Source organism: Candidatus Levibacter sp. Uisw_134_01, assembly GCF_047717795.1.
Classification (GTDB): Bacteria; Pseudomonadota; Alphaproteobacteria; order Puniceispirillales; family Marisalimonadaceae; genus Marisalimonas.
Map to the genome: position 1 here is coordinate 705,284 of NZ_CP159808.1, position 22,248 is coordinate 727,531.

Annotated in this window: 22 protein-coding genes and 1 tRNA gene; 15 read left to right on the forward strand and 8 right to left on the reverse strand. The window is 31.2% G+C overall.

The window, feature by feature from the left end:
* Position 1 precedes the first annotated feature (1 nt).
* Positions 2-763, reverse strand: a complete 762-nt coding sequence (locus tag ABXT66_RS03820; RefSeq protein ID WP_443644337.1) for an NAD kinase — start codon at positions 761-763, stop codon at positions 2-4.
* 71 nt (positions 764-834) lie between these two features.
* Between ABXT66_RS03820 and ABXT66_RS03825 the strand changes: the two genes are divergently transcribed.
* The 4 genes from ABXT66_RS03825 to queG are packed head-to-tail and all read left to right on the forward strand — an operon-like array spanning position 835 to position 5,065.
* Positions 835-1,770, forward strand: a complete 936-nt coding sequence (locus tag ABXT66_RS03825) for a KpsF/GutQ family sugar-phosphate isomerase (protein WP_443644338.1) — start codon at positions 835-837, stop codon at positions 1,768-1,770.
* Positions 1,771-1,783: 13 nt separating this feature from the next.
* Complete coding sequence (gene queA / locus ABXT66_RS03830; protein WP_443644339.1) at positions 1,784-2,833, forward strand: tRNA preQ1(34) S-adenosylmethionine ribosyltransferase-isomerase QueA; 1,050 nt, start codon at positions 1,784-1,786, stop codon at positions 2,831-2,833.
* Positions 2,823-3,947, forward strand: coding sequence for a tRNA guanosine(34) transglycosylase Tgt (gene tgt / locus ABXT66_RS03835; RefSeq protein WP_443644340.1), 1,125 nt, complete (start codon positions 2,823-2,825; stop codon positions 3,945-3,947). The genes queA and tgt overlap by 11 nt, the downstream gene beginning before the upstream one ends.
* Positions 3,944-5,065 (forward strand): tRNA epoxyqueuosine(34) reductase QueG, encoded by a 1,122-nt coding sequence (queG, locus tag ABXT66_RS03840; RefSeq protein WP_443644341.1) that lies wholly within the window; start codon positions 3,944-3,946, stop codon positions 5,063-5,065. Before tgt ends, queG begins: the two co-directional genes overlap by 4 nt.
* A 5-nt stretch (positions 5,066-5,070) precedes the next feature.
* Here the strand turns inward: queG and ABXT66_RS03845 are convergent, their stop codons facing one another.
* Complete coding sequence (locus ABXT66_RS03845; RefSeq protein WP_443644342.1) at positions 5,071-5,409, reverse strand: P-II family nitrogen regulator; 339 nt, start codon at positions 5,407-5,409, stop codon at positions 5,071-5,073.
* An 11-nt stretch (positions 5,410-5,420) separates the two neighbouring features.
* The gene (locus ABXT66_RS03850; protein WP_443644343.1) at positions 5,421-6,728 is read right to left on the reverse strand and encodes an ammonium transporter; all 1,308 of its coding nucleotides are present in this window, start codon (positions 6,726-6,728) and stop codon (positions 5,421-5,423) included.
* Positions 6,729-6,934: 206 nt separating this feature from the next.
* On the opposite strand from ABXT66_RS03850, the gene ABXT66_RS03855 reads away from it, so the two are divergent.
* Both ABXT66_RS03855 and ABXT66_RS03860 read left to right on the forward strand, forming a co-directional pair.
* Entirely contained in the window at positions 6,935-7,660 is a 726-nt protein-coding gene (locus tag ABXT66_RS03855) for a transporter substrate-binding domain-containing protein (RefSeq protein ID WP_443644344.1), read from the forward strand.
* 23 nt (positions 7,661-7,683) lie between these two features.
* Positions 7,684-8,565: a DMT family transporter gene (locus tag ABXT66_RS03860; protein ID WP_443644345.1), complete on the forward strand. Its 882-nt coding sequence runs from the start codon at positions 7,684-7,686 to the stop codon at positions 8,563-8,565.
* Positions 8,566-8,597: 32 nt separating this feature from the next.
* Here ABXT66_RS03860 and ABXT66_RS03865 read toward each other — a convergent pair.
* The 3 genes from ABXT66_RS03865 to hemA all read right to left on the reverse strand — a co-directional run bounded on the left by ABXT66_RS03865 (position 8,598) and on the right by hemA (position 11,021).
* A tRNA-Gly gene (locus ABXT66_RS03865) sits at positions 8,598-8,671 on the reverse strand.
* 74 nt (positions 8,672-8,745) lie between these two features.
* Positions 8,746-9,777: a ferrochelatase gene (hemH, locus tag ABXT66_RS03870; protein WP_443644346.1), complete on the reverse strand. Its 1,032-nt coding sequence runs from the start codon at positions 9,775-9,777 to the stop codon at positions 8,746-8,748.
* A gap of 23 nt (positions 9,778-9,800) precedes the next feature.
* Positions 9,801-11,021 (reverse strand): 5-aminolevulinate synthase, encoded by a 1,221-nt coding sequence (gene hemA / locus ABXT66_RS03875; protein ID WP_443644347.1) that lies wholly within the window; start codon positions 11,019-11,021, stop codon positions 9,801-9,803.
* A gap of 284 nt (positions 11,022-11,305) precedes the next feature.
* On the opposite strand from hemA, the gene dksA reads away from it, so the two are divergent.
* The 4 genes from dksA (at position 11,306) to ABXT66_RS03895 (ending at position 16,806) form a co-directional block, all read left to right on the forward strand.
* Positions 11,306-11,671, forward strand: coding sequence for an RNA polymerase-binding protein DksA (gene dksA / locus ABXT66_RS03880; RefSeq protein WP_443644722.1), 366 nt, complete (start codon positions 11,306-11,308; stop codon positions 11,669-11,671).
* A 133-nt stretch (positions 11,672-11,804) separates the two neighbouring features.
* Positions 11,805-12,875, forward strand: a complete 1,071-nt coding sequence (gene recA, locus ABXT66_RS03885) for a recombinase RecA (RefSeq protein WP_443644348.1) — start codon at positions 11,805-11,807, stop codon at positions 12,873-12,875.
* Positions 12,876-12,944: 69 nt separating this feature from the next.
* The gene (gene alaS, locus ABXT66_RS03890) at positions 12,945-15,614 is read left to right on the forward strand and encodes an alanine--tRNA ligase (RefSeq protein ID WP_443644349.1); all 2,670 of its coding nucleotides are present in this window, start codon (positions 12,945-12,947) and stop codon (positions 15,612-15,614) included.
* Positions 15,615-15,630: 16 nt separating this feature from the next.
* Positions 15,631-16,806: a pyridoxal phosphate-dependent aminotransferase gene (locus ABXT66_RS03895; RefSeq protein WP_443644350.1), complete on the forward strand. Its 1,176-nt coding sequence runs from the start codon at positions 15,631-15,633 to the stop codon at positions 16,804-16,806.
* A gap of 5 nt (positions 16,807-16,811) precedes the next feature.
* On the opposite strand, the gene ABXT66_RS03900 is transcribed toward ABXT66_RS03895, so the two are convergent.
* Positions 16,812-18,176, reverse strand: a complete 1,365-nt coding sequence (locus ABXT66_RS03900) for a hypothetical protein (protein ID WP_443644351.1) — start codon at positions 18,174-18,176, stop codon at positions 16,812-16,814.
* Between the two features lie 94 nt (positions 18,177-18,270).
* Positions 18,271-18,831 carry a TIGR00730 family Rossman fold protein gene (locus ABXT66_RS03905; RefSeq protein WP_443644352.1) on the reverse strand — a complete coding sequence of 187 codons (561 nt, stop codon included), beginning with the start codon at positions 18,829-18,831 and terminating at the stop codon, positions 18,271-18,273.
* Between the two features lie 92 nt (positions 18,832-18,923).
* Here ABXT66_RS03905 and ABXT66_RS03910 point away from each other — a divergent pair, with 92 nt between their 5' ends.
* From ABXT66_RS03910 to ABXT66_RS03930, 5 genes are all read left to right on the forward strand, one after another.
* Positions 18,924-19,964 (forward strand): LysM peptidoglycan-binding domain-containing protein, encoded by a 1,041-nt coding sequence (locus ABXT66_RS03910; RefSeq protein WP_443644353.1) that lies wholly within the window; start codon positions 18,924-18,926, stop codon positions 19,962-19,964.
* A 6-nt stretch (positions 19,965-19,970) separates the two neighbouring features.
* A complete protein-coding gene (locus ABXT66_RS03915) occupies positions 19,971-20,582 on the forward strand; it encodes a CDP-alcohol phosphatidyltransferase family protein (RefSeq protein WP_443644354.1) in 612 nt (203 codons plus the stop codon).
* 80 nt (positions 20,583-20,662) lie between these two features.
* Positions 20,663-21,046 (forward strand): peptide-methionine (R)-S-oxide reductase MsrB, encoded by a 384-nt coding sequence (msrB, locus tag ABXT66_RS03920; RefSeq protein ID WP_443644355.1) that lies wholly within the window; start codon positions 20,663-20,665, stop codon positions 21,044-21,046.
* A complete protein-coding gene (locus tag ABXT66_RS03925) occupies positions 21,040-21,834 on the forward strand; it encodes a shikimate dehydrogenase family protein (RefSeq protein ID WP_443644356.1) in 795 nt (264 codons plus the stop codon). The genes msrB and ABXT66_RS03925 overlap by 7 nt, the downstream gene beginning before the upstream one ends.
* Positions 21,835-21,851: 17 nt before the next feature.
* Complete coding sequence (locus ABXT66_RS03930; protein WP_443644357.1) at positions 21,852-22,247, forward strand: GcrA family cell cycle regulator; 396 nt, start codon at positions 21,852-21,854, stop codon at positions 22,245-22,247.
* Position 22,248: the final 1 nt, after the last annotated feature.

The following is a 22,248-nucleotide window of genomic DNA, read 5'->3' on the forward strand; positions in this document are numbered from 1 at the left end:
TTTAACCTATTGAAAATTGCTCTTTTAAATACTTATCTTCCATACTGTTAGTTTTGTCGTAAAGAATTCTCAAATCAATGTCATTTCTTTGGGAGATCAACACTTTTTCTATATTTTTAACTTCTTTAGAATCAGCACTAGCACTAACTGGCCTTAATTTGGGGTTAATAATATTAAACTCTACATTAGAGCCATTTTTAATTAAAGCACCTCTCCATCTTCTTGGTCTGAAAGGGCTAATTGGTGTCAAAGCCAAAATTTCTGACCCAATAGGTAGAATTGGACCATGAGCTGATAAATTATAGGCGGTTGAGCCAACAGGAGTCGCTAACATTACTCCATCGCATGTAAGTTCATTTAGTCTTTCAGTGCCATCTATTTTAATTGAAATTTTAGCGCTTTGATGAGTCCTTCTAAAGATTGATACTTCATTTATTGCTAGTTCAATAAATTTGTTATTCTTTGAGTCTATTGCGATCATTTCTAAAGGATGAACGATTATCTCGTTAGAATCCTTTAATCTTTTAATAAGATTTAATTCATGAAAATCATTCATTAAAAAGCCAATATTACCTCTGTTCAAACCAAAAACTGGTATATTAAAGTTTATACTTTCTCTCATTGCAGACAGCATAGCTCCATCCCCACCAACTGCTACTATAACTTCAGCTTTAGCTAGTTCAGCTTGACCATATAGACGAATCAGTTCTGTTGATGCTAATTTTGCTTTTTTGTTTATAGCTATACTAAAATGAATTTTCACAGAATTAACCCTTTTTGTGGTATTTTAATCAATTACAAGTTAAAACATTTTGACAATAAATGGTGATTTAAATGAAAGCAATAGAAACAGCACTAATATTAACACAAGCTTATAAATTAGCTATAGAAAGATTTGAAAAAATGTTAGGGCAAGAGTTTGTTTCTGCTGTCACCGTTATGAATGAAACGTCGGAACATATCATTGTTTGTGGTATGGGAAAGTCAGGTCTTGTTGGAAGAAAAATATCTGCAACTTTAGCTTCTACTGGTACACCAAGTATTTTTCTTCATCCTGCTGAAGCAATTCATGGTGATTTAGGTAAAGTTCAAAAAAATTCTGTTGTGTTATTAATTTCTTATTCTGGGGAAACAGGTGAAATTTTAGCTCTTATACCTGCTTTGAAAAGATTAAACGTTACTATTATTGCTCTGACTGGTGTAATACAATCTACTTTAGCCTCAAATGCTGATATAATTTTAGATATGTCGGTAGACAGAGAGGCATGTCCCTTAAATTTAGCGCCTACAACATCTACAATGATAACAATGGTATTAGGAGATGCTTTAGCTGTAGGGTTAATGGAGCGTAAAAATTTTAAACAAGAAGATTTTGCATTAACTCATCCAGGAGGAGCCTTAGGAAGAAGACTTCTTTCAAACGTGAAGGATGAAATGAAACAAGTCAACTTACCGTTTGTTAATAAAGAATCTAATGTTCAAGATGTTTTAATTAAAATGACAGAAGGTCGTTTAGGTCTAGCCTTGGTCGGTTCTAAAGAGAAATTGTATGGAGTTATCACAGATGGAGATATAAGAAGGGCCTTAATAGACAATAGTAATTTTTCTAATCTTAAAGCAAATGATCTAATGAATAAAAATCCTTTGACAGCAATAGAATCGGATAATTTACAATTAGCAGAAACAAGAATGAGAGAAGCAAAAGTTCAATGCTTAGTTGTAAAAAATAAAATTGATGAGGTTGTAGGAGTTATTCAAATATTTGAATAATTAATTATTTTTGATGGATATATCTCTTTTTGACTATGAAATAGATTCTAGTTTGATTGCACAAAAACCTTGTTTTCCTAGAGATGAATCACGTTTGTTATCATGTTTAAATAACGATTTTCAAGACCTTAAATTTAAAGATTTACCAATGCTTTTAAATTCTGACGATGTTTTGGTAATAAATAATACTGAAGTAATACCATCTCGCTTATTTGGAAAAAGAGATCAAGTAAACATTGAAGTCACCCTCCATTTAAATATAGATAAAAACCGTTGGAGAGCTTTTCTAAAACCTGGTAGAAAATGCCAAGTTAATGATGAGTTAATTTTTCAGAATAATTTAAAGGCAAATATAATTGAAAAGTTTGAGGCGGGTGATGTTCTTTTAGACTTTAATTGCCACAAAGAAAATTTGTTAGTTGAAATAAAAAATCAAGGAGAAATGCCGCTACCCCCTTACATAAAAAGGCATGAGAAATCAATTGAGGATATAAAAGATTATCAAACTATTTTTGCAGCTCATCAAGGGGCTGTGGCCGCTCCAACTGCAGGACTTCACTTCACAGATAATGTAATCAAGAATTTAGAAAATAAAGGAGTTCAATTTGCACCTATTACGCTGCACGTAGGAGCTGGAACTTTCTTACCAGTTAAATCTGATAATATATTAGAACATAAAATGCATGAAGAGTGGTGTTCACTAAGCCAGAAGAGTTCTGACATATTAAATAATGCAATACAAAATAACAAACGGATTATCTCTGTGGGCACTACTTGTTTAAGAGTTTTAGAAACAATTGCAAAAAAAAATAAAGGAAAAATAATTCCTTGGTCAGGTTTTACAGATCTTTTTATAACTCCTGGGTTTAAATTTAATATAGTTGATATTTTAATAACAAACTTTCATTTGCCTAAATCAACTTTATTAATGCTAATATCTGCTTTTCATGGACGTAAAAGAGTGTTTAAAAGTTATGAATATGCAATAAGACAGAAATATAGATTCTTTTCATATGGAGATAGTTGTATTTTTTCGAAGGAAAATCAAAAATATGACAAATAACTTTAACTTTCAATTAATTTCGCAAGATAAAAACGCACGTTTAGGTAAGTTGACCACAGCCCACGGAATTGTTGACACCCCTATTTTTATGCCGGTTGGAACAGCTGCCACTGTAAAGGCGATGCATTTAAAAGATGTAGAAGAAGCAGGCGCCCAAATTATTTTAGCTAATACTTACCATTTAATGTTAAGGCCAGGTGAAAAAAATATAAAGGAAATGGGGGGTGTTAGGAAATTTATGGGATGGAATAAACCTCTTCTAACTGATTCAGGTGGTTTTCAAATCATGAGCTTAGGAAAGTTAAGAAAAGTAGAAAACGAAGGAGTAACCTTTAAATCACATTTAGATGGAACAAAGTATTTTCTCTCACCTAAAATTAGCACTGATATTCAAAATGCACTTGATGCAACTATTTCAATGCAGTTAGATGAATGCATTCCTTTTCCAGCCTCATACGAAGAATCTGAACGTGCAATGAAATTATCTTTGGAATGGGCTCTTAAAAGTAGAGATGCTTTTGAAGAAAGAAAAGGTTATGGACAATTTGGAATTGTTCAAGGATCAACATACTCAGATTTAAGAGAATTATCCTCAAAAAAATTAGTTGAAATTGGTTTTGATGGATATGCAATTGGAGGGTTAGCTGTTGGAGAAGGTCAAGAACTAATGTTTAAGACATTAGATTTTACAACTAAAAATATGCCTTTAGATAAACCTAGATATTTGATGGGTGTAGGAAAGCCAGATGATTTGATAGGAGCAGTTAAAAGGGGTGTTGATATGTTTGATTGTGTTTTGCCAACTAGATCGGGTAGAACGGGTCAAGCTTTTACTTCAAGAGGAACAGTAAATATAAAAAACGCTAGGCATATTTTGGATAAAAGACCATTAGATAATAATTGTGATTGTCATACGTGTAAAAACTTTTCAAGAGCTTACTTACATCATCTTTTTAAAGCTCAAGAGATTTTAGGTTTGATGTTGTTAAGTTGGCATAATATTCATTTTTACATAACGTTGATGAAAAATATAAGAAATTCTATAAAGCTCAGAGAATTTAATAAATTTGAAAAAATATTTTTAGAAAAATATTACTCCGGCGATATTAAATGAAGAACAATAATGAAAATATATTAATTAAAAAATTAGCTAAAGAGTTTGAGTTTGACGTCTGCAGAGTAACAGATCCTAAATTAAAACTGACAACAGAGCTTAGATTAAAAGAGTTTTTAGATCTAGGGTTTCATGGAGAAATGAAATGGATGGAAGAAACTTATGAAAGAAGAAAATCTCCAATAAATCTTTGGTCAGAAGCTAAGTCAGCCATTGTTTTAGGTTTAAATTATGGACCTGGTGCTGATCCTTTAAAAAAAAATAATAATAAATCATTAGGAAACATTTCTGTCTATGCTCAGGGAAAAGACTATCATGATGTAATAAAAGGAAGATTAAAGTCATTTTCAAGCAAATTAATTGCCAGACTAGATAAAAAAAATAAAATAAATGTTAAGGTTTTTGTTGATACGGCTCCTTTAATGGAAAAACCCTTAGCTGAGAAATCAGGTATCGGATGGCAAGGCAAACATACTAATTTAGTGTCAAGAGAATTTGGTTCCTGGTTGTTTTTAGGCGTTATTTTAGTAAATAAAGTTTTTCAATATGACAATCCAGAGGCTAATCATTGTGGATCTTGTAATCAATGTATCAAAATATGCCCTACTAATGCGTTTGACGCGCCCTATAAATTAAATGCAACTAAATGTATTTCATACTTAACTATTGAAAATAAAAATATTATTCCAAAGGAGTTCAGGAAAGATATTGGTAATAAAATATTTGGGTGTGACGATTGTTTAGCGATTTGTCCTTGGAACAAATATGCAAAATTATCCAATGAGACTAAATTCAATCATGAAATGTATAACTTTGATCTCCATGACTTATTAAAACTTTGCGATAAAACCTTTAGAGTAAAATTTAAAGGTTCTCCAATAAAGAGAATAGGAAGAGATAGATTTTTAAGAAATTGTTGTATATCTGCAGGAAATAGTAATAATAAAAATTTATTACCAGATATTATTAAATTATTAATGGATGATAAATCTTTCATAGTAAGGGGGGCTGCAGTTTGGGCTTTTCAACAATTATCAGATAAAGAACTATATAAACACATAAAAGTAAAACACTTAAACATAGAAAAAGATACTTCAGTCATACAAGAGTGGACATAATGATTTTATAAAGCGTTGTTTTCTGTTTCACCAGTTCGTATTCTTGTAGCACTATGTAGATCTAAAACAAATATCTTACCATCCCCAATCTGGCCAGTTGAAGCACTTTGCAACAAAGCTTCATGAACCGCGTTTTCCATTTCATCTGGAACAGCAATTTCTATTTTTAGCTTAGGAACAAATGAAACGCTATACTCGGCACCTCTATATATTTCTGTTTGCCCTCGTTGTCGCCCAAAGCCACGAACTTCTGAAGCGGTTAAGCCCTCAACACCAATTTCAGTTAATGCGTTTCTTACATCGTCAAGTTTAAAGGGCTTTATTATAGCAATGAAATATTTCATTTTAATTATCCTTAATCTGAATGATATCCTTTTTCACCATGGGAGCGCAAGTCTAAACCCTCTATTTCTTCTTGTTCATCAACTCTAAGAGGAACTATTAAAGATGTTACTTTTAGAATTAGATATGTAAAAATAGATGTCCAAATAACTGTCAAAACTACAGCTTTGATTTGAACTACAAATTGAGACATAGCTGTTTGACCTTCTGGAAGACCTAAACCTGAAAAAGTTGATGTGGCAAGAAATGCGACTAATAATGTACCTAATATACCTCCTACACCATGCACAGCAAAAACGTCTAAGCTATCGTCAATTAAAAGTTTACCTCTTATGTAGTCAACGGCTAGATAACATAGCAATCCCCCACTAAAACCTAAAACTAAACCACCTGGTATTCCAATATAACCAGATGCGGGTGTAACTGTAGCTAAACCTGCTACCATCCCAGTAACTACACCAATTAAAGATGGTTTTCCAAACCTTTTCCATTCAATAAACATCCAAACTAGAGCTGCCATTGATGCAGAAATATGGGTTACTAACATAGCCATCCCAGCACCACCATTAGCTCCCAAAGCAGATCCTGCGTTAAAACCGAACCAACCCACCCAAAGCATAGCAGCGCCAATCATAGTAAGAATAGGGCTATGAGGAGGAGTTATAGATTTAGGGAAACCTCTTCTTTTACCAAGAGTTAAAGCTGTAATTAATGCGGCAGTTCCAGCGGTTGCATGTACAACAATTCCTCCAGCAAAGTCCATTGTACCCCATGAGGATAATATTCCACCTCCCCAAACCCAATGTGTTACTGGAACATATACAATTAACATCCACAGGCTTATAAATATTAGCATGGCTGAAAATTTTATCCTTTCAACGAAAGCTCCTATAATCAAAGCTGGAGTGATAATAGCAAAAGTCATTTGAAATGTTGCAAAAAGACTTTCTGGTATAGTGCCTGAAATACTTTCTAAGTCGATTGATTTCATAAAAATATTGCTTAAATCCCCAATCCATGCATTGCCTGAAGAAAATGCTAAGCTATAACCTAATGTAACCCAAATAATAGATACTACACAAGCTACCGCAAAGTGTTGCATTAAAACTGATACAACGTTTTTAGAATTTACAAGACCAGCATAAAATAAAGCTAAACCTGGGAGTGTCATGAATAAAACAAGAGCAGTGGAAGTTAAAATCCATGCAGTGTCACCATTATTTACATCAGCAAACGCTGGAAAAGAAGTAAAGCTTAAAAAGACAATTAGATACAGCTTTCTAAATAGCGCTAAAACATATAACTTAAAATTTATATTCATAAATACCCCCTAAAAGACAATTAACTTTTAAATTACTTTGAAAAAAAATCCAAAATAATGCATATTTATTGAGTTTATTTAATCATATATGCCTAATTTTTAATCATAAAAATAAATCATAGGTAAGTTATATATTAAATTAGAGTTACTAGAATTGTATGAAAGAATATCAAAAAATATGAACTAATTTATTGAAAAGGATTAAATTGTCTAACTTAGTATTAAAACAGCTTGCACCTAAAGGATATCTTAGGGCAGCTATAAATTTAAGTAATTTTTTATTAGTTACAGGTCAAGATGGATATGGTAACCCTCAAGGGGTTTCTCCAGACATGGCTAAAGCTTTAGCAAATAAATTAGGAGTTGAACTTAAATTAATTTCATTTAACAGGCCAGGGGAATTAGCTGATGCAGTTTCAGAAGATGTTTGGGATATAGGAAATATTGCAAATGAAGCTGAAAGAGCTAAATCAATTTCATTCAGCTTACCTTATACGTTAATTGAATCAACTTATTTGGTTAGAGAAAGTCTTAATATTAAAAACATTAAAAATATAGATCAGGAAGGCATCAGAATAGCTGTGGCTGAAAGAAGTGCTTATGATCTTTGGTTAACTGAGAATATTAAAAAGGCTAAATTGATAAGAGCAAAATCAATAGATGAATCTTTTTTAATTTTTGAAGAGAATAAATATGAAGTTCTAGCTGGATTAAGGCCTAAATTAGTTGATGATTTAAAAAAAACAGAAGATTGTAAGATTTTGCCTGAGGCATTTACTTTTATTAACCAATGTATTGGAAGTAAACCTGGAAATATTGAAGCTGAAAATTTTATAAATAACTTTATAAAAAACAATGTTGAAAATGGATTTGTAAAAAAACTTTTATTAAAATACAATGTTTTAGGAAAGTTATCCGTCCCTTATAATTAGACCTTTGATCAATTAGAAAAGTTATGAAAAATATTACTCCCATTTTGGCAGTTTTTTCTACAGTATTTTTTTGGGGTTCTTCTTTTCCGGTTATGTCATATTTGTTAGAAACAGCTAGCCCTTTAGTATTAGGCGCTGGTAGATTTTCTTTAGCTGCATTAATATCATTAATATGGTGTTTGTATAGTCATAAAAAAAAAATAACATTAAAACATGCCATTCGTTTTTTAATAGCAGGTTTTATAGGAATATTTTTGTACAATGTGTTTTTAAATTATGGTCAACAAAGTGTTTCTGCTGGTGCTAGTAGTTTTATTGTTAATTGTAATCCATTATTTACAGCTTTAATTGGCTTTTTTATATTAAAACAAAAAGTAACAATAATCCATTGGTTAGGTATTACTTTTTGTTTGTTAGGAGTGAGTATAATTTCGATTGATCAAGAGGGTGGATTAGAATTAGGTAGTGGAGCTACTTTAATTTTATTTGCAGCTACATTAACAGCAACTTATTTCCATATTTTAAAACCTTTGGTATTAATTTATGGCGCAATAACATCTGCAGCTTATACTATCTTATTAGGAACAATCCCTATGCTTTTTTGGTTTCCAGAAATGTTTGGATTTGTAATTAATTCAACTAATGAAGTAAGAATAGCTTTTCTTTGGTTGGCATTATTTCCTACAACAATCGGTTATTTAACTTGGACGTATACAGTTGGACATTATGGAGCGAATAAAGCATCATTATTTCTTTATTTAATTCCTCCAATATCAATACTGCTAGATTTTATTTGGTATAATAATATACCATCTCTATATACTATATTAGGTGGTTTAATAATAATTTTAAGTGTTTCGTTAACTTTATTTCTACAAAATAAGAAGATGAAATATAATGTTTGATTTTTTTAAATAAATATCTGTTTAATTTTTTATGGAGCGGGTAGCGAGAATCGAACTCGCGTCATTAGCTTGGAAGGCTAAGGTCTTACCACTACACAATACCCGCTTAATAAGAAACTTCTTATAATCCTTAAATATTAAATTGTAAATAACTTTTACTTTTTTGTAGGGTTAAACTTCTTATTCAACCCAGCCTAAAAGGTTTGTTTTTATAATTTGATTTAATAGCTTTATTGAGTGTTTATTATCATTTAGGCAAGGTATGTATTCAAAATTTTGCCCTCCATTTTCAATAAACAATTCCCTAGCTTCTACATTTAATTCTTCAAGTGTCTCTAGACAATCAGATATAAATCCTGGTGCTACAACAGCTATATTTTTTATTCCATTTTTGGCAAGATCTATAATAGTTTTATCTGTATAAGGTTGTAACCAAGGTTCAGGACCAAATCTAGATTGAAAAGTTACTAAAATTTCATCTTCAGGCCATTTAAGTTCTTCCCTTAATAATCTAGCTGTTTTGATGCAGTGACAATGATATGGATCACCGGCCATAAAATACCTTTTCGGTATTCCATGAAATGATATAAGTAACATGTCAGGCTTGATTTTGTTTTTGAGATTATCTTTAATTGTATTTGCAAGTGCTTTAATATAATTGCTATCATCAAACCATGGCGGAATAGTCCTTATATCTGGTTGCCATCGTTGCACTAATAACCACTTAAAAACTTCATCTTTCACAGTTGCGGATGTACTTGCTGCATATTGAGGATATAAAGGCATCAGAACGATTTTAGTACATCCATTTTCTTTCATTTTATAAAGAGTTTTGTCAATTTCAGGTTTCCCATATCTCATGGCATGTTCAATTATAATTTGTTTATCTTGTTTAAAAAGTTCCTGTAATTTTTTAGTTTGGTTAATAGTATGTTTTCTTAGAGGTGAACCGTAATTATCCTTGTCCCATATTTTTTGATATGCTTTTCCAGATTTTGAAGGCCTAAAAGTAAGTATTGGTCCGTTTAATATTAACCACCAAAGTGGTTTAAAGATGTCTACAACTCTTCTATCCATTAAGAATTGTTTTAAATACTTCCTCATGGACCAGTAATCAGTTCCATCAGGAGTGCCTAAATTTACTAACAATACACCTATTTTAGGCTTCAAAGGAAAATAAGGGTGATCTGAAGGTTTTTTTATTATAGCCACTATACTGCCCTTGGTAATTAATTTTAAGCTGGTTTTTTAAAATTGATATGTTCTGTTTCTTGAAAAGCCTTTTTAAGAGCAAAAACTAAATCAGAAATCATTTTTTCTGTATGTAATGGACCTGGAGTAATCCTAAGTCTTTCTGTGCCTGCTGAAACTGTTGGGTAGTTAATGGGTTGTATGTAATGCCCAAAATTATTTAAAAGAATATTACTAATTTCTGTGCATCTTATTGGATCATTTACCATGACTGGAACGATGTGACTTTTATTGTTTAGAAAATTAATATTATTACTTCTCAGCTTTTCTTTTAATAAAATTACGTTCTTTTGTTGCATAGACCTTTCTAAGCTAGATTCTTTAAGGTATTTAATTGATTCAGTAGCTGTTTTAGCAAGGGCGGGTGGCATTGCCGTTGTAAAAATAAAGCCACTAGCATAACTTCTAATCGCATCGCATATCAAGTTAGTTGAAGCAACATACCCACCCATTGTGCCATAAGCTTTGCCTAAGGTTCCTTGTAAAATATCAATAGAATGACTTAAACCCAATTGTTCTGAAATGCCGGCTCCTTTATTTCCATACATACCTACCGCGTGAACTTCATCAACATATGTCATTGCATTATATTTTTTTGCAATTTTTACTATACCTTCTAAATTTCCAATATCACCATCCATTGAATATACAGATTCAAAAATTATAACTTTTGCTTTGTCATATGGATATTTTTTTATTGATTTCTCAAGTTCTTCTAAATCGTTATGTTTAAATATTTCCTTATGAACCTTTGATTTTTTTATTCCAGAAATTATTGAAGCGTGGTTTTTTTCGTCAGAAAAAACAATAGCATCACCTAAAATTTGAAGCAAAGTGCTTATAGTTGCTTCATTAGCAACGTATCCAGAAGAAAATGTGATTGCTCTTTCTTTTTCATGTAAAATAGCTAACTCTTTTTCTAACTCGACAATTGCGCTGCTATTGCCAGAAATATTTCGTGTACCGCCTGAGCCAGTGCCCATTTCTCTTACTGCATCTATCATCGTGTTGGTAATATGTGTATTTTGGCTCATACCTAAATAGTCATTAGAACACCAAACAGTTATGTCAGATTTAATTGTATTGTTGTTCCAAATTGCCAATGGGTGCAAGCCAACTTTCCTTTGAGTTTCATTAAATACTCTATACCTACCTTCAGCTTTTAGTTTATTAATAGAATTTTCAAATTTATTGAGATAGTTCAATTTATTGCACGCAGTAATGACCATTAAATAATATATAAATAGTCTCAAACGCAAATAATTCAATCATTTTAACATTTATTTTTATTTTCCTACTTGCACTTTTTTGAAGTTCAAATATAAAAAAATAATATTTCAACTATATTGGATGTCAGTTCGTGAATTCAACTAAAAATAAATCTACAAAAAAAAAAATAACTTTTGCAAACGGTGCAAATAGAGGCGGGGTTTTAGGTACTGAAATTGTTTTACCTGAAAATTATTCTCCTAATGATCAAGAGGAGTTTATGAACGATAATCAATTAGAATTTTTTAGACAAAGGCTATTAAGTTGGAAATCTGAATTACTAGAAGAAGCTATGGACACCAAAGACAATTTGTCTTCAGAGGGTCTTCAAAGACCAGATATTGCAGATAGAGCCCAGGTAGAATCGAGTGCTTCAATTCAATTAAGAACGCGTGATAGAGAAAGAAAACTTATAAGTAAAATTGATTCAGCTCTGAGAAGGATTGACTTAAAAACTTATGGTTATTGTGAAGATACAGGTGAGCCCATAGGTTTAGGCAGATTAAAAGCAAGACCAATAGCCTCTTTGAGTGTCCAAGCTCAAGAACGCCATGAAAAGAATGAACGCGTTTACAAAGACGAATAATTAAAATTGAATACAATAAGAATAAAATAAGAACAAAATAAGAACACTTGTTGACAAAAGAACAAAACATGAATATGTATTATTTATATTTTGTTGAAACTTATTAATTGATGTGTCAGTAAGGAGAAAAGAAATGAGCGCTGAGGTAATAGAAATGTCAAACCAAGATAAAGATAGAAATATAGCAATAGAATCAGCTATAGGTCAGATTGAAAAAGCCTTCGGAAAAGGCTCAGTAATGAAATTAGGTACATCTGGAATGAACCTTGATATTCAAGCCATTTCTACTGGATCTCTAGGTTTAGATGTTGCTTTAGGTATAGGTGGATTACCAAAAGGTAGAATTGTTGAAATATATGGACCTGAAAGTTCAGGTAAAACTACTTTAGCTTTGCACGTCGTCGCAGAATCGCAAAAAGCTGGCGGTGCATGTGCTTTTGTTGATGCAGAGCATGCATTAGATCCAGTTTATGCAAAAAAGTTGGGGGTAAATATTGATGAATTATTAATATCTCAACCAGACGCTGGAGAACAGGCACTTGAAATAGCTGATACGTTAGTTAGGTCAGGCGCCATATCAGTTTTAGTTGTTGACTCAGTTGCAGCACTTGTTCCGAGAGCTGAATTAGAAGGAGATATGGGAGATAGCCATATGGGATTACAAGCTAGACTGATGAGTCAAGCACTTAGAAAACTAACCTCATCTATTTCTAAATCTAATTGTCTAGTTATTTTTATAAATCAAATACGTCAAAAAATTGGTATAATGTTTGGAAACCCAGAAACAACTTCTGGTGGTAATGCACTTAAATTTTATGCATCTGTTAGACTTGACATACGTAGAATTGGAGCAATAAAAGATAAAGATGACATTATAGGTAATCAAACACGAGTAAAAGTAGTAAAAAATAAAGTAGCCCCACCTTTTAGAACAGTTGAGTTTGATATTATGTATGGCGAAGGCATTTCTAAAAATGGAGAAATAGTAGATCTTGGAGTTTCTTCCGAAATAATTGAAAAGTCTGGTTCATGGTTTTCATATAATGAACAAAGAATAGGTCAAGGCAGAGAAAACGTTAAAAAATTTCTTGCTGAAAACACAGATATAGCCCAAGAAATTGAAGATAAAATAAAGGGAAATTCTGAGTTAGTAGAAGAGATTTTAATGAATCCAGATCAAAAAAATCCAGAAGAAGAAAAATAAATTCTTTGTACATTTTATTTATGCTAAATTGATGTTATTAATAATAAAAAAAACAATTTAGCATAATAAATGACAACTAAAAAAGAAAACTCAGTAAATAAAATAAGATCTAAGTTTATTGAATATTTTAATAGAAACAATCATCAGATAGTTTCTTCTAGCAATTTAGTTCCTGACAATGATCCTACTTTATTATTTACTAATGCAGGTATGGTTCAATTCAAAAATACATTTACAGGAATTGAACAGAGAGAATACTCAAGAGCAGTAACTTCTCAAAAATGCCTTAGAGCTGGTGGTAAACATAATGATTTAGAAAATGTAGGAAGAACAGCTAGACACCACACTTTTTTTGAAATGTTAGGAAACTTCTCATTTGGTGATTATTTCAAAGAAAAAGCCATTTATCAAGCTTGGGAATTGCTTACAAAAGAGTACGATTTATCAAAAGATAGATTACTTGTAACTATTTATCACACAGATACTGAAGCTGAAAAATTATGGAAGAAAATATCAGGATTAAGTGATGAAAAAATAATTAAAATTAAATCAAATGATAATTTTTGGAGTATGGGAGATACGGGTCCATGTGGACCTTGTTCAGAAATTTTCTTTGATCATGGACCATCTATACCTGGAGGCCCCCCTGGCAGTCAAGATGAGGATGGTGATAGATTTATTGAAATTTGGAACCTGGTATTCATGCAGTATGAACAGGTTTCAATGGAAGAAAGAATTAATTTACCTAAACCTAGTATTGATACTGGTATGGGTTTAGAGAGAATTTCAGCTGTTTTACAAAATACTCATAATAATTATGAGACTGATATGATGAAAAATCTTGTAGATGCTTCATCAATAAAAATGGATGTAAATAAAAGTCAAAATAATTTAATTTCACATAGAGTTGTGGCAGACCACTTGCGATCTATATCATTTCTCATAGCTGAAGGTGTAATGCCTAGTAATGAAGGTAGAGGTTATGTATTAAGAAGAATAATGCGTAGAGCAATGAGACATACTCATTTATTAGGTGCAACAGATCCAGTTATTTATAAATTAGTCGATTATTTATGTAAAGAAATGGGAGATGCATTCCCAGAGTTGAATAGGGAAAATACATTAATTAAGAGTACTATAAAAGATGAGGAAATAAAATTTAAAGATACTCTGGATAGAGGATTAAATTTACTTAAGAATGAAATAGATAATAAAGTTTCTAATGGAGTGTTGCCAGGTCAAAAGGCGTTTGAATTATATGACACTTATGGATTTCCTATAGACTTAACCGAGGATGTTTTAAAGGGTTATGGTTGGACTTTAGATTATAAAGGTTTTGATATTTCAATGAATGCTCAAAAAGATAAAGCAAGACAAGCATGGGTCGGTTCAGGAGATAAACAATATAAATCTGATGTTCTGAAATATTTTTTAAAACTTCCATCTACAGATTTCAAGGGATATGACGATGTGTTTTTAAAAACGAAAGTTGTTTTAATCCTAAAAAATAATGAAGTAATTAAAAAAGCTAAATTGGGTGAAAAAGTAGATGTAATTTTTAATGAAACAATTTTTTATGCTGAATCAGGAGGTCAAGTTTCAGATAGGGGTTCAATCGTTAATAATGAATTTACTGGTAAAGTAATAAATTCAAATAAAATTAAACTAGGTAACGATATTAATATTTTTATTTGTAATATTGAAGTCATATCAGGTGAATTACAAACAGGTGAAATTGTTACTCAAAAATTAGATTTAGATTATAGAAAAAAAATATCTTCCCATCATTCAGCGACACACTTGCTTCATGAAACTTTAAGACAAAAGTTAGGTGATCATGTTGCCCAAAAAGGTTCTCTTGTTACCGATGAAAGATTAAGGTTTGATTTTAGTCATCCTAAACCAATTGAAGAAAAAAAATTGCAAGACATAGAAGATGAAGTAAATAGTAGAATTTTATCAAATGATGATGTTTCTACGAAGATCATGACACAAAGTAAAGCTATAGAAAATGGAGCTATTGCTCTTTTTGGAGAAAAATATGGTGATCAAGTTAGAGTAGTGTCTATGGGCAAAAGTATAGATTCTAATAAGAATGCTTGGTCTGTAGAATTATGTGGAGGTACTCATGTAAAAAATACTTCTGAGATTTCAACTTTTAAAATCATTTCAGAAACAGGGGTTTCATCTGGTGTTCGAAGAATTGAAGCAATTACTAATACTGCTGCTTTAAAATTTTATAATTCTGAGTTAAATAAAATAAAAACCATTTCCAGTTTTTTAAGGACAGAATCATCACAAGTTTTAAAAAAAATTGAGCAACTTATACTTGATAATAAAAATATCAATAAACAATTAAAACAGCTTAAAATAAACCCATTGAATATTGATAAAAATAATTCAAATAAAGAAAAAATAAATGATGTTATATTTGAATACAATATCTTTAATGAGATGATGATTAGAGATCTTAAGCCAACAGCAGAAAATATTCTTAAAAACAGTGAATCTAAAATTGTATGTTTAATTAGTAAAATTGATAACAAAGCTTCTGTAGTTATTGCCGTTAACAAAGATTATACCGATAAATATAGTGCAGTTGAAATGGTTAAACATGTGTCGGAGACACTTGGTGGTAAAGGAGGAGGAGGTAGACCAGATATGGCCCAATCAGGTGGATCGTCTCCAGAGCAGATTGATAAAGCTATAGAAATGTTGAAAGAATATATTAGAAAATGAACTTAGAGTAATAATAGTGTTAGAAAATTTAAATAAAGAAATTTTATCATTTAAAGAAACGGCTATTATGGAAATAGCAAACTTTGGAAGAAATCATGAACATACTACGGGTCAAAAAATATACCCTGCCTGGTTTGGTGAAGGTGATACTTCTACTAGTAAACTAATTTGTAATAAAACCGTTGAAGCACTTAATACCGGTAAGACATTTTATACATATCAAAATGGTACTCCAGAATTACGTATTCAAGTTGCTCAATATATGAATGAAGTCTTTGATATAAATACTAAACCAGAAAATCATAGTGTTGTTAGTGGTGGTATGATGGGTTTAAGGTTGGTTTGTGATTTAATTGTTGATGCAGATGATGAAGTTGTATTGGTAGGTCCTGTTTGGCCTAATATTAGATCTTCTGTTTTATTAAAGAAAGGAAATATTAAAGAAATATCGCTTAAATTATCTGATGGCGAATGGAAAATAGATTTTAATAATTTATTAAATTCAATAACATCAAAAACTAAAATGTTATTCATAAATAGTCCTGGAAATCCTACAGGTTGGATGATTAAAAAAGAACAACAAGATTTACTTTTAAAACATACCAGAAAGCATGGTTGTTGGTTGGTTTCAGACGAGGTGTATCACCAAATAACTTTTAATGGTTTAGCTGCACCCAGTTTTCTTCAATTATCTAAACCAAACGATAGACTGATTATAATCAATTCAGCTTCAAAAAGTTTTGATATGACTGGGTGGAGAATAGGGTGGATTACTCATCCTGAAGAATTAGGGCAACATATAGCTAAGCTTGTACAAATTACAACTACAGGCGTCCCAGAGTTTTTACAAATTGGTTTCATGGCGGCTCTTGAAAATTATAAAAGTATTACAAATAAGTTGAGACAAAGTTTAAAAAAATCCAGAGATCTTATGTTTGATAGATTAAGAACTTGGGATCAAGTTGAATGTAGTATTCCAGATGCTGCTTTTTATGCTTTTTTTAAAGTTAGGGATATGGATAACTCACTAGATTATGCAAAAAAGTTAATTGTTGAAACCAATGTTGGAGTTGCACCGGGTATAGCGTTTGGTGTGTCTGGAGAGGGCCACATAAGAATATGCTTTGCAGCAAAAGAAAAGTTCATTATAGACGTAATGGACAGACTTGAGCCCGTACTTAATAAAAAATAGTCATATTACCAAGCTGTAATACTTTCCTTTAGTTTTTTATAACCTTCTATAAATCCTGGTCTGTCTTTGCTATAGATAACATCAAACTTTTCTAAAATATTATTTAACCAATTTTCTAATTCAATATTGCCTGGATTTGCGTCCAAATATGCATCTCTTATTAAAACGAAGTGTATTCTGGGATCATAGGGTTTTTTAGTGCCATTCATTGTTTCGTCACCGTCTAAAAGCCTCAATAACATAGCATCAGCAGATCCAAGTGTTTGTTCGTGAATAGGAGGGCCCTCCATTCTATACATCACAGATGTCATGTCTCTACCATTTCCAGTAGAAAATCCCATGGATTTCCAAGCACTATCTATAGTAATATCGCTATTAACATGATCTAAAACTTTTTGCCCAAAAGCTCTTAAAGGATCTGATATGTCAGCAAGTAAATCAGTTAATCTATCACCGTCCAAATCCGTAGCCAAAATTATGCATTCTTGATTTTCTATTAAATCCCATATTAGTAAACCATAGTTAGTATCTGCAATATGTTGCTCAATTTTACCAGACCAGTTTTCCATCCCTGATTTGAAATTTTTTGGTAATAAGGAAATTATTTTATCAATGTTTTCTTTATGTTCTTCGTAGGCGTTTACAGCCCATTTACGACCTATTTTGAATTTAGTTCCTTCCAGAAGCCAAATCAATAACCCAGCATTTATTCCATCTTCCATTGCTTGAGTTGGTTTAAATGCAACTCTACCTAATTTTCCAGTATCGTTAACCATTTTCAAAAAAAGGCGACATGCATGAGCCATTTGTATGCCTGGAGTATTCATCTCAGTGTGCACAATGCCTGTTTGATTATTTACTGTAAATTTAGATTTGTCTTGAGAGTATGGTAGGCATGGCATGCATCTTACGACAGTTATTGGTCCGTATGGACGTACGTTACAATAAACACCTGCTTGTGTTCGTAATGGAGCATTTCCTGATTTTCCCATTACTACAACTCTATTTCCATTTGTATCGTTAACATAAGCATCGCCAGCAGTGGACCACTTAATAGAGGTATTTTGCATATTTCCAAACCAACTTAATGCTTCTAATTTAGTATCATGTCTAATTTGAGACCACATTGGTACAGCATAAAATGGGAGGTTTAAAATATCTGCGGCTGCAATTGTTCCCAGTAGTGCATATGCATCAGTTAATGAGTGACATATTGGGTTAACTGTCCCACAATGCCTGCCACCTTTCCAAACCATCGCATCAGGATATCCGTGAGGTCTTATTTCAGTTTCTGAATAAAAAGTGTTAAGGAGTGACTTTAAATCACCGCCTTTAGCTTCAGTTTTGGCTATTTTAATCAAATCTAACATTTTAAGACCTTATTTATTTTTGAAATTATTATTTAATTGATCGTATTTAAATACTATACAATTCAAATAATACATACATAATTTAATTAAAAAGTTAAATGTTTTTTAAAAATTTTTTAAGTTTACTTATGTTCTTTATTTCATCAAAATAATTTAAGTTATCAGGACTCATAAACTCTTGATTAATCAAATGTTTGATTAAAAGAATAAGAGGGTTCCAATAACCTTTAAAGTTAATAATTCCAACTTTTTTATTCTTGATTAGATCTAACTGACACCAAGTTAGAACCTCAAAACATTCATCAAGTGTCCCTACGCCACCAGGTAATATTATAAAAGCATCAGATTTTTCATACATAATTTTTTTTCTTTCATGCATTGTCTGAGTTATTAGTAGTTCAGAATTAAAAATATTTGGAATTGAAGAGTTAACAACATCTTTGCTTAATAAAAAACCAGGTATTATTCCTGTTGTTCTTGCACCAAATCTTACGCCTGAAGAAGAAAGAGCTCCCATTATTCCCTTTTCACCTCCACCAAAAACAATATCAAAATTACTTTCAGCTATTAACTGACCCACAGTTTTCGCATTTTGTATGTTAGTGTTATCAGTCCCTGAATTAGAACCTCCAAAGATACATATTTTTTTTTTCAAAACATTCAATTTATTTTTAAATTTCTAAAAAATGATTTCTTATTGAGTAAATTTATTTTAGAATAGTTTATCTTTTTTAGCTAAGGTTTTTTATGAAAATTTCAAAAGTTATATATTTGCTTTTTGGTGGGGGAATACTAGCAATAGTGGCTATACTAATTGCATTTTATCAACCAAACTTGATAGAAGAAAAAGAATTAGTTGTGCCTTTAGTTAAAGAAGTTGTTGATGCAAAACCAATTGAAATAAAAACAACTAGAAAACAAAGTGGAGAAATTATTAAACTTGAAATAATCAGAGTTAGACCTGATGGCAGCCTTGTGATTGCTGGAAAAGGTTTTCCAAACTCAAAAATAGAAATAATTTCCGGCTCAAAAGTAATAGCAAAAACAACTAGTGATAAAGTTGGCGAATTTATTGCTGTTCCTGAAGAAGAACTTAGTCGTGGTGAATATTTATTATCGTTTAGGCAAACTAATAAAGATGGTGATGTAATTATCGCAAACGAAACTTTAGCAATAAAAGTAACTGGTAAAGAAAACGATCTTCCAATTGTAGCAATAGTAGATAGCCAAGGGAAGGCTGGGGCAAGGGTTATTCAAGCTCCAGGTTTGGTAAATAAGAATAGACAAAAAAAAGATGTAAATAAAAACACAAATCTTGATGAAAGAAAGCCTTATATAGCTATCTTAGCTATGACGTATGATAGTAAAATAGGCCAACTTACTTTATCAGGCCTTGCACACAATGGGGTGCAAGTGAACGTAGGCTTTATGGGAAAAGAAACATCTTCCACTAAGATTTCAAATGATGAATGGTCATTATCTATTCCGGGTAAACTAATTTCTGGAAAACAGAAAATACTAGCTGTTTTACTAGGGAAAAATGGAGAGTTATTAAGTAAAAATTCAATTAATATTACTGGCAAAGCCATACAAAATGCTAATGGTAACACTTTTGTTATAATTCAAAAGGGTGATGCGCTATGGAATATAGCATTTGATAGATTAGGTTTAGGTAATCGTTATGTTGATATAGTAAAACTTAATAAAGACAAGATTAGTAATCCTGATTTAATTTATCCTAAACAACTTTTTGTTATTCCTAAACAAATTGAAAATAATAAAAATTAAACTTATATGATTGATGCCAAACTTAATAATTTTTTAAGGCCATATTTAAGTTTTTTAGCAAAAATAATTATTAAGTTAAATATTTCAGCAAACATTATTACTTTTTCAGGATTTTTTTTTGGTTTATGTTGTTTCTATTCAATCATAAATTTTTATTTCACAGGTGCTTTTTTATTCTTGGTTCTAAATAGATTTTGTGATGGGTTAGACGGAGCTGTTGCCCGATTACTTGGTCCTACTGATATTGGAGCTTTTTATGATATTACCTTAGATTTTGTTTTCTATTCTTTGTTTCCAATTGCTTTCATTTTTGTAGATATTAAAAACGCATATGCTATTTGTTTTTTATTATTGAGTTTTGTTTCTACACAGACAACTTTTTTAGCTTCTGCATGGATTATTGAAAAAAATAAAATCTTAGTTTCAACTAAACAAAAAAAATCTTTTTTTTATATAGGTGGAATAACTGAAGGTTTTGAAACAATTATATTTTTTATATTAATGTTACTTTTTTATGAATCAGTGGAATTAATTGCATATATTTTTGGAATACTTTGTTGGATCACTTCAATTTCAAGGCTAATTTTGATAAAGAAATTATTAAAAAATTGTTCTTAATATTTATTTAATTTTTTTGTAATATAAGTTAATAATATTTTATGCAATATATAGAGAAAAATAAATTTTAGGTTATATAAATGAAAGACTTTACCAAACACTTGAATGATGAAGAGTATAGAGTGACACAACAACATGGGACTGAACCTGCATTTTCTGGAGCTTATTGGGATAAAAAAGATGCAGGCACTTATAGCTGTATTTGCTGTGATACAGAGCTTTTTTCAAGTGATAAAAAATATGAATCACACTCAGGTTGGCCAGCATTTTATCAACCAATTTCTGAAGATATTGTAGCTACGACTGTTGATAATTCTTTTTCCATGGTAAGGACTGAAGTTCATTGTTCAAATTGCAATGCTCATTTGGGTCATGTGTTCCCAGATGGACCTGAACCAACAGGATTAAGGTACTGTGTCAATTCGGCATCATTAAATTTTAAAAAAAACATGAATAAATGCTAGGAACAACAAAAATTTACGGATGCATTGCGGATCCAATCGACCATGTAAAAGCACCAACAATCTTTACATCTATATTTAAAAGTAAAAATATTGATGCTGTTATGATACCTCTAAAAGTCTCATCAAATGATTTGACTAATTTAATTCAAACTCTAAAAAAAGTTGATAACTTTCATGGATTGACAGTTACTATTCCTCATAAATCTGCAGTTGTAGAATTATGTGATTTATTAGATACAGAGGCAGAATCCACTCAAGCTGTCAATTGGATAAAATTTGATAAGAATAGAAAGTTAATAGGTAATAACTTTGATGGTAAAGGTTTTATTAATGGTTTCTTAAGTCAAAACCATCAACTTTCAGACAAAATAATTGGTTTATTCGGATCAGGAGGAGCTGCAGTTGCTATTGGTTGTTCACTTGCTTATGAAGGAATTAAAGAATTAAAAATTGTTAATCGAGATACAAACAAAGCGAATGATCTCAAAAAAAGAATAAATTCTTTTAATAAACAACTAAAAATAACTGTTTTTTCTCAATATGACTATGATATAAATAACTGTGACTTAATTATTAACGCTACAAGTCTGGGTCTGAAGAAAAATGACCAATTACCTTTTGACGTAACAACAACTCAGTCAAAATGCATAATAGCAGACATTATTATGCAACCTGAAGAAACAAAGTTACTTAAGCAGGCCAAATTAATTGGAAGGCCTATTCATTATGGGAAAAATATGATAGAAAGCCAAATTGATTTAGTTGGTGACTTTTTAAATCTTTGGTAAATTGAATAGGGAAAAAAATGGATAAAGCAGTTTGGGACGAAGAAAAACTAAATAAATTAAAAGCACTCTGGGAAGAGGGTTTGCCTATAACTAAGATTGGTGTCGAGTTAGGCGTCTCAAGGAATGCTATAGCAGGGAAAGCTCATAGAATGAATCTTCCGAAAAGAAATTCACCAATTTCTAAACTTGGAGATCTTAGGAAAAATCAAAAGAAAGATGACGAACAAAAACATAAGGACTTACCTTTAAAAATCTTATTAAGAGATGTTGAATGGTCAAGAAACAGGTGTTGTTGGCCAATTGGTGATCCTAAACTTCCAGGTTTTTCTTTTTGTGGTGCTTCAATAAACCCAGGCAGACCCTATTGTGCCGAACATTCTAGTTTAGCTTACACAAATACCAGGGAAAGCTAAT